14 protein-coding genes are annotated in these 15,949 nt (G+C 52.2%); 6 read left to right on the forward strand and 8 right to left on the reverse strand.

The features are described from left to right. Positions 1 to 15: 15 nt before the first annotated feature. From rppA to IQ273_RS02100, 6 genes are all read left to right on the forward strand, one after another. A complete protein-coding gene (rppA, locus tag IQ273_RS02075; protein ID WP_194021519.1) occupies positions 16 to 708 on the forward strand; it encodes a two-component system response regulator RppA in 693 nt (230 codons plus the stop codon). Then, positions 677 to 2,065: a two-component system sensor histidine kinase RppB gene (gene rppB, locus IQ273_RS02080; RefSeq protein ID WP_194021520.1), complete on the forward strand. Its 1,389-nt coding sequence runs from the start codon at positions 677 to 679 to the stop codon at positions 2,063 to 2,065. Before rppA ends, rppB begins: the two co-directional genes overlap by 32 nt. Before the next feature lie 316 nt (positions 2,066 to 2,381). Then, complete coding sequence (locus tag IQ273_RS02085; RefSeq protein ID WP_194021521.1) at positions 2,382 to 4,409, forward strand: heavy metal translocating P-type ATPase; 2,028 nt, start codon at positions 2,382 to 2,384, stop codon at positions 4,407 to 4,409. A gap of 27 nt (positions 4,410 to 4,436) precedes the next feature. After that, complete coding sequence (locus IQ273_RS02090) at positions 4,437 to 4,667, forward strand: heavy-metal-associated domain-containing protein (RefSeq protein ID WP_194021522.1); 231 nt, start codon at positions 4,437 to 4,439, stop codon at positions 4,665 to 4,667. Positions 4,668 to 4,723: 56 nt separating this feature from the next. Further along, a complete protein-coding gene (locus tag IQ273_RS02095; RefSeq protein ID WP_194021523.1) occupies positions 4,724 to 4,960 on the forward strand; it encodes a DUF2933 domain-containing protein in 237 nt (78 codons plus the stop codon). Further along, positions 4,957 to 5,622 (forward strand): isoprenylcysteine carboxylmethyltransferase family protein, encoded by a 666-nt coding sequence (locus tag IQ273_RS02100; protein ID WP_194021524.1) that lies wholly within the window; start codon positions 4,957 to 4,959, stop codon positions 5,620 to 5,622. Before IQ273_RS02095 ends, IQ273_RS02100 begins: the two co-directional genes overlap by 4 nt. A 77-nt stretch (positions 5,623 to 5,699) precedes the next feature. Here the strand turns inward: IQ273_RS02100 and IQ273_RS02105 are convergent, their stop codons facing one another. The 8 genes from IQ273_RS02105 to IQ273_RS02140 all read right to left on the reverse strand — a co-directional run bounded on the left by IQ273_RS02105 (position 5,700) and on the right by IQ273_RS02140 (position 14,895). Continuing rightward, positions 5,700 to 6,221, reverse strand: coding sequence for a DUF305 domain-containing protein (locus IQ273_RS02105; RefSeq protein ID WP_194021548.1), 522 nt, complete (start codon positions 6,219 to 6,221; stop codon positions 5,700 to 5,702). A gap of 242 nt (positions 6,222 to 6,463) precedes the next feature. Continuing rightward, complete coding sequence (locus IQ273_RS02110) at positions 6,464 to 6,799, reverse strand: four-helix bundle copper-binding protein (protein ID WP_194021525.1); 336 nt, start codon at positions 6,797 to 6,799, stop codon at positions 6,464 to 6,466. Positions 6,800 to 7,258: 459 nt separating this feature from the next. After that, the gene (locus IQ273_RS02115; protein ID WP_194021526.1) at positions 7,259 to 7,960 is read right to left on the reverse strand and encodes a TVP38/TMEM64 family protein; all 702 of its coding nucleotides are present in this window, start codon (positions 7,958 to 7,960) and stop codon (positions 7,259 to 7,261) included. A gap of 151 nt (positions 7,961 to 8,111) precedes the next feature. Then, positions 8,112 to 9,137, reverse strand: a complete 1,026-nt coding sequence (locus IQ273_RS02120) for a F510_1955 family glycosylhydrolase (protein ID WP_194021527.1) — start codon at positions 9,135 to 9,137, stop codon at positions 8,112 to 8,114. Between the two features lie 7 nt (positions 9,138 to 9,144). Further along, positions 9,145 to 9,324 carry a hypothetical protein gene (locus IQ273_RS02125; RefSeq protein WP_194021528.1) on the reverse strand — a complete coding sequence of 60 codons (180 nt, stop codon included), beginning with the start codon at positions 9,322 to 9,324 and terminating at the stop codon, positions 9,145 to 9,147. A 127-nt stretch (positions 9,325 to 9,451) separates the two neighbouring features. Further along, on the reverse strand, positions 9,452 to 9,946 hold the full coding sequence (locus IQ273_RS02130) for a hypothetical protein (protein ID WP_194021529.1): 495 nt from the start codon (positions 9,944 to 9,946) through the stop codon (positions 9,452 to 9,454). Positions 9,947 to 10,012: 66 nt separating this feature from the next. Further along, on the reverse strand, positions 10,013 to 13,147 hold the full coding sequence (locus tag IQ273_RS02135) for an efflux RND transporter permease subunit (RefSeq protein ID WP_194021530.1): 3,135 nt from the start codon (positions 13,145 to 13,147) through the stop codon (positions 10,013 to 10,015). A gap of 101 nt (positions 13,148 to 13,248) precedes the next feature. Continuing rightward, on the reverse strand, positions 13,249 to 14,895 hold the full coding sequence (locus tag IQ273_RS02140) for an efflux RND transporter periplasmic adaptor subunit (protein ID WP_194021531.1): 1,647 nt from the start codon (positions 14,893 to 14,895) through the stop codon (positions 13,249 to 13,251). Positions 14,896 to 15,949 lie beyond the last annotated feature (1,054 nt).

Consider the following 15,949-nt stretch of genomic DNA (forward strand, 5'->3'; position numbering starts at 1 on the left):
CCTGAGCAACTATCAATGCGTATTTTGTTGGTTGAAGATGAGCCAGATCTAGGGCGAGCAATAAAGCGCACGCTGACCCAAGAAGCCTACGTAGTGGACTGGGTGCAGTCCGGGGATGAAGCCCTGACCTATCTGGAGAGCAGCAGTGTCACCTACGTGCTGGGAGTGCTGGACTGGATGCTGCCAGGGCTAACGGGGCTGGAAATCTGTCGCTGGCTACGGGCGCGGCAGAATGCTCTCCCGATTCTTATGCTGACTGCTAACGATCGCATCGAAGATCGCATTGCGGGGCTCGATGCCGGGGCCGATGACTATCTGGTCAAACCCTTTAGCATGGATGAGCTGCTAGCCCGATTGCGAGCATTGAGACGCCGCCCCGCTGATTTTAGGCCAGCCCAAATTCAAGTTGGGCCGCTGACGCTGGACTGCGATCGCAGAATTGCCCTGCTGCACAGTGATACCGCCTCCGAGCAGGCGATTGAACTGACCCAAAAAGAGTTTCAGCTCCTGCAATATTTGATGGAGCACCCCGATCAAATTCTCACTCAAGAGCAGGTGCTCAACCAGCTGTGGGAATTTGGCTCTGAACCGATCAGCAACGTGGTGGCGGCCCAGGTGCGGCTGCTGCGCCGTAAGCTGGGGCAATATGGCTATGACTCCATGATCGAAACCGTCTATGGCATGGGATACCGGTTCAAAACTGAATAGACTGTTTCGCCGCAGCCGATGGCAGCTCACCGGTTGGTATACCGGTGTCATGGCCGTTGTGCTGGCGATCAGTGCTTTGGGGATGTATGAGGCCATTGCCCACGCCCATCGGGTAGCCGCCGATCGCGAGCTAAAGTCGGTCGCCGAAGCCGTTCACGACAACCTAGAGAAATCTCTCACCTCTGGCGATCAGATTGAGAGCGGTTCCTCTGAACTGCTGCCGAGCCTTTGTCTAACTGGGGATCCCTGCCTGGCCCCCTTTGAGCACAGCAAGAACCACTATCACCCCGACGACCTATACTCCGGCAACTACTATATCCGAGTGCTAGGCACCAATGGGGCGTTAGTTGCGACCGCTGGCGACTACTCTCCAGGACTACCCAACCCTGATGTTTCTTCACTCTGGCAAACCCTGCGCGATGGGTCGGGTCAGCCCTATCGCCAGGTTATTCTGCCCCTGTATGCCCTCGATGATCAGCAACTGGTGGGTCGGGTCGTGGTGGGCCGTTCGCTCAATGACTTTGCCGCCTACCTCGCCACGGTTCGCTGGAACATGGCCCTGGGTTTACCCCTGGCGCTGGCGCTGGTGGCGGTCGCTGGCTGGTGGCTGGCGGGGGTGGCGCTAGAGCCGGTGCGAATGTCGTACCGCAACATCCAGCAGTTTACGGCGGATGCCGCCCACGAGTTGAGAACCCCGCTGGCTGCTGTTCAGGCCACCACCGAGTCGGTGATTCGATTACCAGATATTTCCGATGCCGAGGCCCGCGATACGCTCCAGGTGGTTGCTCGCCAAAACCATCGCCTAACCCTCTTAGTCAGCGATCTGCTGCTGCTATCGCGGCTCGATCTCCAAACCTCAACGCCCGGCTTGGCCTGCTGCTTACAGGACGTGCTGAGCGATATTGAGGAGGAGATGGCGGCGTTGTCTATGGCCAAGGGCATTGACCTACTGCTCGATCAGCCTGCAACCCCGCCCCTGGTAGTAATTGGTCACGAAGAGCAGCTCTACCGCCTGGTGCTGAATGTGGTCAGCAATGCCCTACAGCACACCCCTGCTGACGGCAAAGTCGTTATCCGCCTCAGAGCCGTAGATAAGTACGCCCTGATTACCGTAGAAGATACTGGGGTGGGCATTCACCCCGACGATCAACCCCGAATTTTTGATCGCTTTTACCGTATCGAAAAAGATCGATCGCGCCAGAGCGGCGGGGCGGGGCTGGGTCTGTCGATCGCGCTGGCTATCGCCCAGGCCCATGGCGGCAGCATTCACGTCAAAAGTGCCGTCTCAAAGGGCAGCACCTTTACCATTAAGCTTCCCCTCACCAGTGCGGGCATGCCCCTAGGCCAGCTTCGCTAGGTTAGGCCTCGACCGCATTATTGTGGTGATTTTTCTGCGCTCTCAAGTTAGCCTTCTCTGGCTATTGAGTCGGAGGGATGTTAGGCATCGCCAGGATCTAAAGAAGTAATACTTTTCATCCTGGTTTCATATTCATTCGTCAGGCTATAGCTATACCAAGTTCAGATCGAGATCTGTGGTTTTCCTACAGACAAAGCTTCATTTCTGAGCTGGGCTGAGCTTTGTAAAGGGATTCCATCCTTCTACTCATAAGGAAAAAGGCCTAGGCACTTCTAATCGATGGCGTATCGCACAATCGAGTATAGAGAGACACAAAATGGCCCAAGATCATACGCATCACTCTAAAACACATCATGGCCATGTAGGCCACGGCTCTTCCTCTGTCCATGATAAGCATGCTGGTCATAGCCCTGAGATTTTCCGCAGACGGTTTTTTGTCTGCCTGGTGCTGACCCTACCAGTTCTGTATTTTTCGCCTTCTTTTCAGCAGTGGTTTGGCTATCAGGCCATTCGGTTTACTGGCTCTGAATTAGTGAGCCCTCTTTTAAGTGTGGTGATCTATGGCTATGGCGGCTGGGTATTTTTAAAGGGTGCCTGGATTGAGCTACAGAGCAAAATCGGGATGATGACCCTGGTTGCTTTAGCCATTACAGTTGCATTTGTCTACAGTGTGGCTGTTTCTTTTGGGTTAGAGGGTGAGCCATTCTACTGGGAGCTAGCTACCTTAGTCACCATCATGTTGCTAGGCCATTGGATAGAAATGGCCTCGGTGCAAGGGGCTAGCCGCGCCCTAGAGCACCTAGCAAATCTGGTGCCAACAACAGCCCATCGTTTTAGGGCAGGCAAGCTCGAAGAGGTTTCAGTCGAGAGTTTGCAGCCCAGCGATACCATTCTTGTCAGACCCGGCGAACAAATTCCGATCGATGGCGAGGTGATTGAAGGAGCCTCTAGCGTTAACGAAGCCTTTTTGACTGGCGAGTCTCGTCCTGTCATCAAACAGGTGGGAGATGAGGCCGTAGGTGGCTCTGTCAATGGCGAAGGAGCACTCACCTTAAAAATCATTCGGACAGGCGAGCAGACGACGCTGAGCCAAATCATGCGTCTGGTAGAAGAGGCACAGTCATCGCGCAGCCGATATCAGGCTCTAGCGGATCAACTGGCCTATTGGCTGACCTTGACTGCGATCGCAGTTGGCGTACTGACCTTTGTCGTTTGGCTGTCGGTAGGCCCATCATTGACTTTTGCGATTAATCGGGCCGTAACCGTACTCGTTATCACCTGTCCCCATGCCTTAGGCTTGGCCATTCCCCTAGTAATTGTCAATGCTACGTCCCTATCGGCAAAGCATGGCATCTTAGTGCGGAACCGTGAAGCGTTTGAACGAGCGCGTAAGATTCAGGTGATCGCCTTCGATAAAACTGGCACCTTAACCGAGGGTGAATTTGGGGTTCGCCATATTTTCACAGACGCTGTGGACGAACCGAATGCGCTGGCGATCGCAGCCTCACTAGAAACCTTTTCAGAGCATCCGCTAGGAGCAGCCATTGTGCGGGAAGCAGAAGCCAGACAAACCAAGTTGCCTGGTGGCACGGACTTTCGAGCGGTGGCTGGCAAAGGGGTCGAGGGTACAGTAAACGGACGTCGCTATCGGGTTGGGCGACCTGAGTGGGCCGAAGAACTGGCGCTATCGGTGGCAGACTCGCTACAGGCCGGGCTAGTGACCATTGAGCAGCGTGGAGAAAGCGCGATCGCGCTGATGGACGACAAGCAGCTTCTGGCACTGTTTGGGCTAGCCGATAAAGTCCGTGCTCAATCTCTCCGGGCGATCGAGCAGCTACAGGCCATGGGATTGGAGGTTGTCATGATCACAGGCGATGCTGAAGCCGTCGCTAAATCAGTGGCCGATGAGTTGGGCATCGATCGCTACTATGCCCGAGTCTTACCGCAAGATAAGGCATCTCTCATCCGCAAACTGAAATCAGAAAAGCCCGTTGCGTTTGTCGGCGATGGCATCAATGATGCACCAGCCATGCTTGAAGCCAACTTAGCTCTCGCCATTGGGGCTGGCACCAACGTTGCGATTGAATCTGCCAATCTGGTCTTAATCAAGAGCGATCCAATCGATGCAACCTATGCTCTAAAGCTGGCCAAAGCAACTTACGGCAAGATGATCCAAAACTTGTTTTGGGCAACCGGCTACAACGTAGTTGGCATTCCGCTTGCAGCTGGAGTCGCCTATCCCTTTGGCATTCTGCTAACCCCAGCCGTAGGGGCAATTTTCATGAGCGTTTCAACTGTCGTAGTGTCTATCAATGCGATGTTACTACGCCGAGTCAAATTATAAATGCATTGTTTACTAAGGTGAATATTTATGCATATTAGCACGCTCGAAATAGAAGGAATGATGTGCAGTGGATGTGGCGAAATTATTGAGAGGGCAGCCGAAAAAATTCCTGGCATTGAAAAATGCACAGTCGAGTTTTCCAAAAGTCAGGCTACGGTTGTTTACGATCCTCAATTGGTGACCATGGAAACTGTGCAGAGGGCTCTGGCAGGGGCTGGATATAGTACCCAAGTTGTAGAGAATTCTTCTGTCGCTTGAGTCGATCAATATGCCGAACGACTGAAAATCAAATTAAGTGAGGCAATAATCAACCTATGACTAACGACTCTTCGACAAGCTTTTGGTGGCGATCTCCGTCTGGCATTGCGCTGCTAGTATTCTTAGGAATTGCCGCATTCTTTCTATTCACCGAGCATCTCGCTCACATTATTCCTGTGTTGCCGTGGCTGTTTCTATTGGCCTGCCCCTTAATGCATGTCTTTATGCACGGTAGCCCCGGAGGACATCACGGGCATAGCCGTCATAATTCGCCTCAAGGAGATGAGAAATGAATAACGCTCCTGCCTATGGTCTTTGGTCGTTGGTGATTATTAATTCTCTAGTATTCATCATTTTTGCGGTTAGCTTTACGAAGCCAAAGAGTGCTCGTGATTGGCGATCGTTTGGGGTATTTTCTGCCTTCATCGTCGCGCTTTTCACCGAAATGTATGGCATTCCTGTCACCGTCTATCTGCTTTCAGGCTGGCTACAGAGCCGCTATCCTAGCTTAGACCCTCTATCCCACGATGCCGGACATCTCTGGTGGACAATTTTAGGACTCGGAGGCAACCCTCACTTTAACCCTATTCACCTGCTTAGCAATTTAGTAGTTTTGAGTGGGTTCATCCTATTATCTTCTGCTTGGAGAGTACTCTATGGGGCGCAGCAAAACCATCAGCTTGCGATCACCGGCCCCTACTCAAGGGTACGACATCCTCAATATGGTGCATTTGTCTTGATCATGTTTGGATTCTTGCTGCAATGGCCCACTATTCTCACGCTGCCGATGTTTCCCTTTTTAGTCTGGATGTATGTCCGTTTAGCCCATCAAGAAGAGCGTGAAGCCTTGACGGAATTTGGCGAGGAATATGCTCAGTATGCGGCCAGGGTACCTGCCTTTTTCCCACATTTTGGTGCCGCTGACAGGCAAGGTGAAGACTTCCCACATGTGTAATTACAGGAGTAACCATTATGGAAGGCAACAAAATGGATCGTAAGACATGGCTATCTGGTTCAGTGGGCTTAATCGTTCTATTCGGGAGCTGCTGTGAAGTCTGGCAACGGTCTTGCTTCTAACTCAGCTTGTGCAGTAACCAAACCGTTGTCTCGAATGTCAGAAATTAGCCACTCCATCTCGTTGATCTCTCGGCGCTGGGCCTCGATGATGCTATCGGCCAGTTCGCGCACCCGCAGATCTTGGATCTGGGCTCGCTCGCTGGTCAAGATGGCAATTGAGTGGTGAGGAATCATACCTTCCATATAATCGACGTCGCTCACCGTAACTTGGCTGCGCACCAGCCATAGCGAAGCTCCAAATAGCACAATGGCACTTACATAGATGGCAATATTAGCACTGCGACTCTTGTACATGTGCAGCATGTAAGACAGCATAATCACCATCATCGCAGCCCCCATGATCAGCGCCATGAAGACCCGCGTTTCACTAAACCAAGCATGGTCGAGAATTTGATAGGAATGCAGATACATTAGGAAGAACATCACAACGATTGATGTTCCAATCATTGCCAGGAACCGGAGATAACTACCTGACATTTCCTGATTATGGCCAGCATCTGCGTGGTCTTTGGTGATTTCTTTGTTAGTAGTCATGATCTTGCTGTTTGTGTAGAGGTATGTAGAAGTGAAAAAGTGAAGAAGCTTTCTACAGAGCTTTCCCAAACCGAAAAGCTCTATCTAAAAGCTAGCCAGCTTCACGTGATCTATTTCCATGGGATGCTATGACCTCAGCTGGCTAAGTTGAATTGAATTGAATTGAAGGGTTAGCCAACTTCAACTTACGCGGCTACGCTAGCAATCTTGCGATAGGCTTGTGCCGCAGTGCGGCAAGATTCAGCGCACTTTTTACAGTGATCCATATCGTGCTTTTCGCATTCGCTGGCGCAGGCTTCGCAAATTTCAGCGCAGGCGTTGGCCATCGGCGCGATAAAGTAAGACCCTCTCACCATCAGCGTTGCTAAGCTACGGCAGCTTTCCCCCGTGTCCAGACACATGCGAGCACACTTCACCATCTCAGGCCTGCCCATACAGGCCTCCGCACAGTGCTCACATTCCACTGCACAAGCCATGGCCTTGTCAAAGCTAGATTGATATTTTTCGTGATTGAGTAGCATAAGCGCTCTCCCTGAATTTTTATCAATAGTAAAAACTATAGGTAGAAAAGCCTTCACCTACACCTCTCCAGGGTAGGAAGCTCAATTTCTCTCTGATTGACTAAGGCGATTTCATCCTCATTTCATAAGTTGATGGTATTGAGATGCAGGCAATTAATTATTTTTTCGTATTGTCTACATTTCATTGATGTTTCATAGCCCAATCATAACATTGCCATAAGAAATGCTAAGTATTGTTTAGCTGCCTTGTCTCTATGATTTACTAGAATGGTTTTGCCACAAGACTTGCAGTAAGGTATAAGAGCCCTTTTCCCTATCCAAGGCTTACACAGCAATACCGAAGAGGTGATTAATGAAGGCGACTTGTACAGATACACTATCCCTGTCGACCTCTTTAATCTTTTCTTTACTGATTACTGCGTCCTGCCTCTAAATCAGTTGAAATACTACGATAAGCACTTATTCAACATGAATAATGTCTCTCATGTTGAACCAGTTGTATCGATGAATACCATACGGTAAGCCAATTAAAAAAATCAGGAACAAAATAGAAAGAACAATTCCGAACGGTAGACCCACTGTAAAAGTTGAGCCTAGAAAAGTTAGAAAAAAGGTTGATGGAATCATGCCGAGTAGGGTTGTAGTGGCATAAATTGGCAGCGAAAGACCTGCAATACCGGCACCATAGCTAATTAGATCAAATGACAAGGCAGGAAGCAAACGCGTGATAAAGATTACCCAACCCAGATAAACTTCTCCTCGATTTTTGGAAAAATAGATGAGTTTACCCGTCAACGCACGAACAGCCGATCGCCCCAACGTATAGCCAATAAAATACGCCAGCAAGCCACCTAAGAAGCCACCAATGACACTATAAATTCCTGCCCAAACTGGCTCCCAAACCATACCAGCCGCAACCGCCAGGGGAGCGCTTGGAATAGGACTAATGACAACAGATAAAATTAGGATGCCAATGTAGGCTAGTACTCCCAACCATCCCCAGCTTTGAATAGATTGTTCCAGTCCTTGTGCGGAGAATATATCAAAGCCTGGTTGAACCCACACCCAGCCGCAAACCAGTAGACACAGCAACAGAATGCTGAAGGCGATCGCATTCTGACGGTTGAAAAATTGCCGCTTCTTTAGTCGCTTAAGTTTCATAAAAGACTAACCAAGACATTGCCCGTTGTGGCATTTTGGTTCACGGGCAATGTGAGCACTATATAACGCCTTCACAGCGGTTTGATCGTGGCTGTCTAGCTTTTGTAGATATCCCTAGTCAGTAAGAGTGATCGTATTGTTTGACTCACGGTTACGAATTCAGTTCATCCCATGTTTTGCCACCGTCTTGTGATTGAAAGACGACATTATTTTCATTGACAGCATAGAGAACTTGGGAATTAGTGGGAGCAGCAGCCATGTATAAAACTATGCCCTCTAATTCATCGCTCCAAGGCTCCCAAGATTGTCCGCCATCCACGCTACGGTATAATCCAGTATCCGTAGAAGAGATACGGTATCCCAACATAGTCGTTTGATCGCCCTCTGCTTGCAATGCTAATCCGGCGATTGGAGCAGTAGCTGTACTGGGAATCAGTGACCATGCTTTGCCCGCATTCTGACTTTCATATAGCCCCGCTTGTGTTGTTGCTAACACCCGTTCTGGATTAAGAGGATCAACATTGAGGCTAAAGGGCATTGCTTCTAAACCGCTGCCAGACGGTTGTGTCCAGGTTTGACCCGCATCGTTTGATATAAAAAAGCCTTGCTTTCCAGATGTAGCTAAGCCGTAAATGGTATCAGGGTTGCTAGGTGCGATCGCCATGGCATGAAAATCTACCCCTGGCATGGAAACTTCTTGCCAATCTAACCCTTGATTTTGGCTCACTTGAAAACCCAAGTTACCACCCTCTGGCGGATGACCACTGGCATAAAAGCGGTTTGCATCAGTGGGGTGCGCGATGAATCCCATGTAATCGTACTGCTCTTTCACCCAAAACCACTGACCTGTCTCAGATCGTTTCAACAGCCCACTGTGACTGGCAATATAAATAATTTGAGGATTGTTAGGACTGACGGTTAATCCGTGAATGTGATTATTTGCCTGCCAGTTTTCGGCTGGTTTTAGAGATGCTTCTAACGTAGTGGGTGCTGGTGCGCTATCTGTCTGGTTCGCTGGCGATTGAGGTGCAGCACTAGATAAATTGCCCTCAGTAGGCTGACTGGTACGGCTAAATAACCAGGCTGTGCATCCCAAGATCAGGAGAAATATAGTTGCCGGAACAGCGTAAGCCAGCCATTTTGTAACTTTTCCCTCGCTTGAATTTGGCTGACTCATAACGCCCTTATGGTAATTTCCTTATCATCAAAAGCATCAAAAGTGGACAGGCTTCTAGCAACAGCAGTGGTAATGCACTCAGCGTTAGTTGTAGTGCCAGTACCGCAATGGCAATGCCAACGGCTATCAGTCCGGCTAACACTCTCCAATCAGAACACATGCCAAGAGCATTGACTTTTGTTTTCATCGTATTGCTCTTGCTTGAGATAAAAACAATTTTATTGTCTTGGCTTGGAATTTAACGTCAGATCAATTAATTCTTCGCCCCGATGTCAAGCAGATTGCCATCGGGGCGATTGAATACAAGTCTGGGGCTACTTGGCAAAGGTAAAGCGTCCGTTCACCTTCTCCCCACCGATATCAGACAAAATAGCTACGTTATAGTCTCCTGCGGCTGTGACAGGCACCATGGCCGTGTAGTGTGCGCCATCGGCGTCATAGGTCAGCTCGATAGACTCTTGAGTTCCGTCGGGGGACTGAATTTGGGCCATGACCTTGGCGTCAGCGATCGCCTCGTGGGTGTCGCCTTTTTGTAAGAAGAAATCTAGGTGAACCCCGGTCGGCTCATTGGCCGTAACCAACTCTAGGTGGTAGGGGCCAGATTCAACCACCTGCCCTCCCTGGGAAGCCTGCATTTGCCCATCACCTCCAGCAGAGGGGGCGGGAGCCGCTTGGGTCTCAACAGCGGGTGCTTCGGCAACAGCCTCTGCGGGAGCGCTACTTTGCTCTCCACTGCTGCCACAGGCCCCTAGGGTTAGAGCCAGGCCAAGGGCCACTACGGAAAAGGTCAGGGTTTTCTTAATGGTCATAGCGTTGTTCCTTAAAAAGAGAAAACAGCAGGTTGTCCGGGGGCAGCGCTGAGGCCGCGAATTGGCTTACTGCACCAGGGCAGGATCGCGGGGCTCAGGTTCAAGCTCTGCGGACGATAGGGGGGCCATCACCTTGGGAACCAGACGCCGCCCAAACAGAGAGTAGAGCGCTGGCAGCACCAGCAGCGTCAGTGCCGTTGAGGTGAATAGCCCACCCAAAACGACCACAGCCAGGGGCTGCAAAATTTCTTTGCCTGCCCCACTGCCAAGTACCAGGGGCACCATGCCCAGGGCCGAGGTAAGGGCTGTCATTAAAATAGCCACCAAACGCTCTGAGGAGCCTTCGACAATTACCTCGCGCAGCGGCATCCCCTGTGCCAGTTTGGTGTTGTAGTTATCGACTAGCAGTAGGCCATTGCGGGTGGCCACCCCAAACAAGGTGATAAACCCAACCAGCGACGCCACCGAAACCACACCGCCACCAAGGGCAATGGAGGCAATGCCCCCCACCAGGGCCAGGGGCAGGTTGACCATAATCATTACCATTCCCAGCACCGACTTAACCGCAAAATACATCAGTACAGAGATGACGACGATCGCTAGCCCCCCAAATACTAAGAGGTTACGGCTAGCCCGCTGCTCTGACTCAAACTGCCCGCCGTACTGAATGTAGTACCCCGATGGCAGCGCTACAGCCGCGCTGACGCGATCTCGAATAGCATCAACCACCGACCCCAAATCGCGCCCAGCAACGTTGGCCGACACCACAATTAGACGCGAGACATTTTCGCGGTTGATGGTGTTTGGTCCGGTGCCGTAGTCAATACGGGCTACCTGGGCCAGGGGAATTTTTTGGCCCACCGGGGTATCGATCAAGAGATTGCCGATCGCCTCCAGGTTGTTGCGGGCGTCATCTTTGAGCCAAACCAGCAGGTCAAACAGCTGCTGTTGCTCTAGCACCTGAGACACCACTCGCCCATTGAGGGCCGTTTCGACAACGCTGGCGATCTGCCCCACGGTAAGGCCGTAGCGGGCCGCAGCGGGCCGATCAAATTGAATCTGCACCTGGCGAATAGGCACCTGGGGTTCTAGTTGCAGATCCACCAGGCCATCGATATCGCGAATTGCTGCTTCAACATCGCTGCCAATGGTGCGCAGCTGATCCAGGTCGGGGCCAAAGATCTTTACGGCGATCGCACTTCTGACCCCCGAGAGCACCTCGTCCATACGGTGGGTGATAAACCCGCCCACGCTAGGGGCAATGCCAGGGATGCGGGCAAACTCCTCTCGAATAGTTTCAATGGAGGCTTCGCGATCGCGAAGCCCCTCCTGGCTCAGCTCTATATCTACGTGACCCAAATTGACCCCGCCAGCATCGGAATCCCCCGGTGCGCGCCCCGTCCTCATCTGCACCGTCGCAAAGCGGGGGTCGTCTTTCAGCGCCTCTTGCATCGCCAGACCCGCCTCGTTGGTGGCCGCCAACGACGACCCTGGATACAGCAGCATCGCATTCACCAGAGAGGGCTCCTGAAATTCTGGCAAAAACACCCGTCCCAGACTCGAAAACACTACCATCGACGCCACCAACGACGCCACAGCAATGGCCAGCACCAGCTTGGCGCGGGCCATTACAAACCGCAAAGCCGGTCGATATAGCCGCTGAGACGCCCTAGTTACCCAGGTTTCATCACTGGGCAGCGGGCGGCGGGCCAGCAAGATGGCGCACAGCGCTGGGGAGAGCGTCATCGCCACCAGAGTAGAGGCAAAAATCGACACTAGATAGGCCACTCCCATGGGGGCAAAAATCCGGCCCTCCACCCCCGTCAAACTAAAGATGGGGGCAAACACCACAGCAATAATTACAGTGGAAAAAATAACGCTCACCCGCACCTCTACAGAGGTGTCATAGACCACCTTAAAGGGATGTTCTGGGCTGCCCGCCAGCTGGTTTTTGCGCAGCCCGCGATAGGCGTTCTCCATATCCACAATCGAGTCATCGACCACTGAGCCAATCGCCACCGCTAACCCGCCTAGGGTCATGGTGTTAATGCCCTGCCCAAAGGCATTGAGAATGATCATGCCCACCAAAATCGAGAGCGGAATGGCGCTCAGCGTAATCACTGCCGTGCGCCAGTTCATCAAAAACAGCAGGATAATAACTGAGACGATGATGATGCCATCTCGCAGGGAACCCAGAACGTTTTCGACCGACGCCTCAATAAAGTTTTCTTGCCGAAAGGTTTCGGTGACGACGACATCCTCGGGTAGAGCCGCTTTTAGCTCCTCCATGGCAGCTTCCACGGCTCGGGTCACCGTAGGAGTGTCGTTCAGCGGTTGCTTGTTGACCACCATTACCACCGCCCGCTGGCCCCCCACGCTACCGTCGCCCCGCTGGAGGGCAGCTCCAATTTGAACATCAGCGACATCTTGCAGCTTGACGGGGCGGCCATCTCGGGCGGCTACCACCGACTCTTGCAGTTGCTCAATCGAGTCGAGTCGTCCTACACCCCGAATAATCAGCTCCTGATCGGGGGTATTTAGAAACCCACCTGCGGCATTGACGTTAGCCGCCTCGGTCGCCTCGGCCACCTCTTGCAGCGACACATTAAACGCCACCAGTCGGTCTGGGTCAACCAGCACCTGATACTGCCGCACGTCGCCACCGTAGGCAATCACTTGAGAAATACCTGGCACCGCCAACAGCCGGTTGGTGACATCGCGATCCACCAACCGCCGCACCTCCATCAGAGGCGTAGTTTCCGCCGTAAAGGCGTACATCAAAATTGTGCCAATCGGTGATGAAATCGGCGAAATCTGGGGAATGCCGACTCCCTCGGGCAGTTTTTCTTGCACCTGCTGAAGGCGCTCGGTGACCAACTGTCGAGCCTGGTAGACATCGGTACCCCACCGGAAGATTACCCTGACAACTGAAATACTGACCGCCGAGGATGACCGCACGGTTTCGACCCCAGGGGTGCCATTAACGGCACTCTCAATGGGTAGGGTAATCAGCGCCTCCACCTCTTCGGGGGCCAACCCCGGCGCTTCGGTTTGAATTTCAACCTGGGGGGGCGCAAAGTCTGGAAACACGTCCAGAGGCATTTGGGTGAGGTTGTAAATGCCTAAAAACGTCACCACGATCGCCCCGATGACCACGAGCCACCGCTGGGCGATCGACCACTTCAAAATGTTATCTAGCATCGCTGTTGTTCAAAATTTGGCAGGGTAGGTGGTTCACCATAACCGTCATAGGGTGGGCAATGCCCACCATCTGGAAAGACGCTTTCCAGAAATCCTTATAGCTACTTGTGCGAGGGCTCTCCTTCTTCAACCAGGGGAGCAGCAAGGGTTGGCCCAGTGCCGTAGCGAGGATGCCCTTGTGCTGAAGGCGAAACCGCCTCGTCGTCGATCGCCAGGGCGTAGGTCGGGCGCTGTCGCTTGGCCCACCAGATTCCGGCGGCAAAGGTTGTCGTAGCAATCGCACTACTGCCCAACCCCATCGCCCACCAGGGAACGCCTGGGGTTGCGACCGCCTCAACGGGTGCGGCAGTTTCCTCTGTTGCCTCAGCACTCCCGCCCCGCAACGACTGGGCATAGAGTTGATTAGCCCGCTGGGTGACCACTTCATCGCCCTCAAACAGACCGCTAAGCACCTCTACCTGATCGCCCGCTGTTCTCCCTAGAGTGACATCCACGGGTTCAAAGGCGTTGCCATTGCGTACAAACACCAGGGTTTGGCCGTTGGCTTCGACCACCGCCGCCCGAGGAATGGCCATCACCGCCGCTGGAGTGCTCTCGGTCAAGACCTCTAGGGCCGCAAACATGCCGGGCTTGAGGATGCCTTGAGCATTGTCTAGCTCGGCCTGCACAGGTACAACCCGAGTTTCGCCATCGACCACCGAACCTACCGTGGTAATTTGGCCCTCAAAGATTTGATCGGGCAGGCTGGCCACGGTGATCCGCACCCGTTGCCCAGGCGATACCTGGGAGAGATCTTTTTCAAAAATGTTTGCGGTGGCCAATACCGTGCGGTTATCCACGATGGTCATTAACACCGCGCCCGCATCTTCTGAAGATTGCCCCAGGGTCACGTCGCGATCGGCAATGGTACCTGCGATCGGCGCTTTGATGGTGATGGTGCCGTCGGCGTTAGCCGTGGCCCCGAGCTGCTGCAACCGAGTTTGGTAGGTCTGTGAGCTGAGCTGAGAGCGGGAGCGAGCAACGTTGAGGGCGGTCTGGGCCTGCGCCACTCCCGTGCGAGCACTGAGAACCTCCAACTGACTTTCGGCCTCTGCCAAAGCCTGCTTGGCGTCTGCCAAATCCGCTTCAGAGGCCAATAGTTCGCGGCGGGCGATCGCCCCTTCCGCCGCCAGTTCTGAGTCGCGATCGTACTGCTCTTGGGCTACTCGCACATCCGTCCGGGCCGCTTCAATCGCCCTCAGGGCAATCTGCTGCTGTTGCTCGTAAGTCTGCCGGGCGAGCTGCAAATCGGCCTGGGCCTGCTGCACATCTCCTTGCCGTTCAGCGGAGTTTTCCAGGGCGGTCACCCGCAATTCGGCCAATTCCCCGCTGGTGATCACCGCTAGCGACTGGCCCGCTTCCACCTGCTGCCCCGGCTCCACCAGCAGCTTGGTCACCGTACCGCCAACTGGGTTTGTCACCGATACCTGTCGCCCCGGCGAGGCTTCGATTTGCCCCGTTGCCTTCACCCCAAAGGCCAACACCTGTCGCTTTACCGGCTCGACAATTAAACCAATGCGGTCAGCAACCTCTGCATCAACCGCAATCCCTGCTGGGTTAGCCCCGGCACCACCACCCTGAAACTCATCTCCGTGTCCAGCATGGGCAAAGGCTGCGCCAGCAGGGGCTAGCAACAGCATTAGCAAGGCCAGCCGAGGGAGCAACCGCCCTCTGGCTACAACACACAAGCGATCGGAGATAGCTGTCATAGGCGTGCCCTTGATCCACTCAAATACAGTCGTTAGGAGAAAAATGCCCTCAGTCCCCCAAACATCCCACAGAAAAATGAAATCAGGATGAAATACCCAACCCCAATCGGGCAATTTTCAGGTTGCACAAGGGATATTTTTCCAGAATATAAGCTCAATCTATAAAAAAACGTGCTCAAACGAAGGCTCCATCAAGAAAGAATAGATTTCTTTAATCGCCCCAAAAAATGTCTGAAAGGATCAACTTTTGTGAAAATGCAAACGAAAATTGCCCTTTAATTCTTCTAATAAAACGCTCAGCTTTAGCTTAGGTAATTATCAGGAAATGGTTTGATATTCAATCTATAATGAATTGCATAAAGCTTCGCTAGCCAAGCGCGAGCTTTAGCAGTTCTCATTGAGAAGCAAATGAAAAAATACTTTCTTTCCGTACTAACTATCGCATTAGCTACAATGTCCTTTGCCCCTGTGGCCAGTGCTTCTGGCCAAACTAGCCTTCGTGGTTTAGCTGCCGAAAAAGGCAGGCCTGTAACTCTCGGTGAACTTATTCAACACAATCGCGATTACAGAGGTTCATAAAATTTTTGACGAGTGCTATCTTTAGAGTGCTATCGCTTACCCAAGATAGCACTCGTCTCAATAGACTCTAAAGCCACCATTGCCAAAAGCCTGGTGGCTTTTTTTGAGGAGTATAGAGCGGTTCGCTGTGGTTAATTAAACTCAACAAGTACAATGCCATATGGCTTGACAGTCAGTGAGTTTCGCTCTAATTTTTCTAATAAAACTTTTATTATTAGCTTAGGTAATTATCAGGAATTATCTCGACAACAGATCTACCATGGTATGAGTTTCGTCGACAAACAAAAGACGAAACTCATAAGCTCTCATGGAGAATAAGATGAAAAAATACTTCCTTTCTGTACTGACAATCGTAATGGCTTCAATGGTGCTAGCACCTGTAGCAAGCGCCTCAGGGCAGACAAGTCTTAATGACCTGTCTGCTGATCTAAATGGGGATGGCATTGTCACCCTTGGTGAACTTAGGTTTCACAAC

The organism is Nodosilinea sp. LEGE 07298 (assembly GCF_015207265.1).
Taxonomy (GTDB): domain Bacteria; phylum Cyanobacteriota; class Cyanobacteriia; order Phormidesmidales; family Phormidesmidaceae; genus Nodosilinea.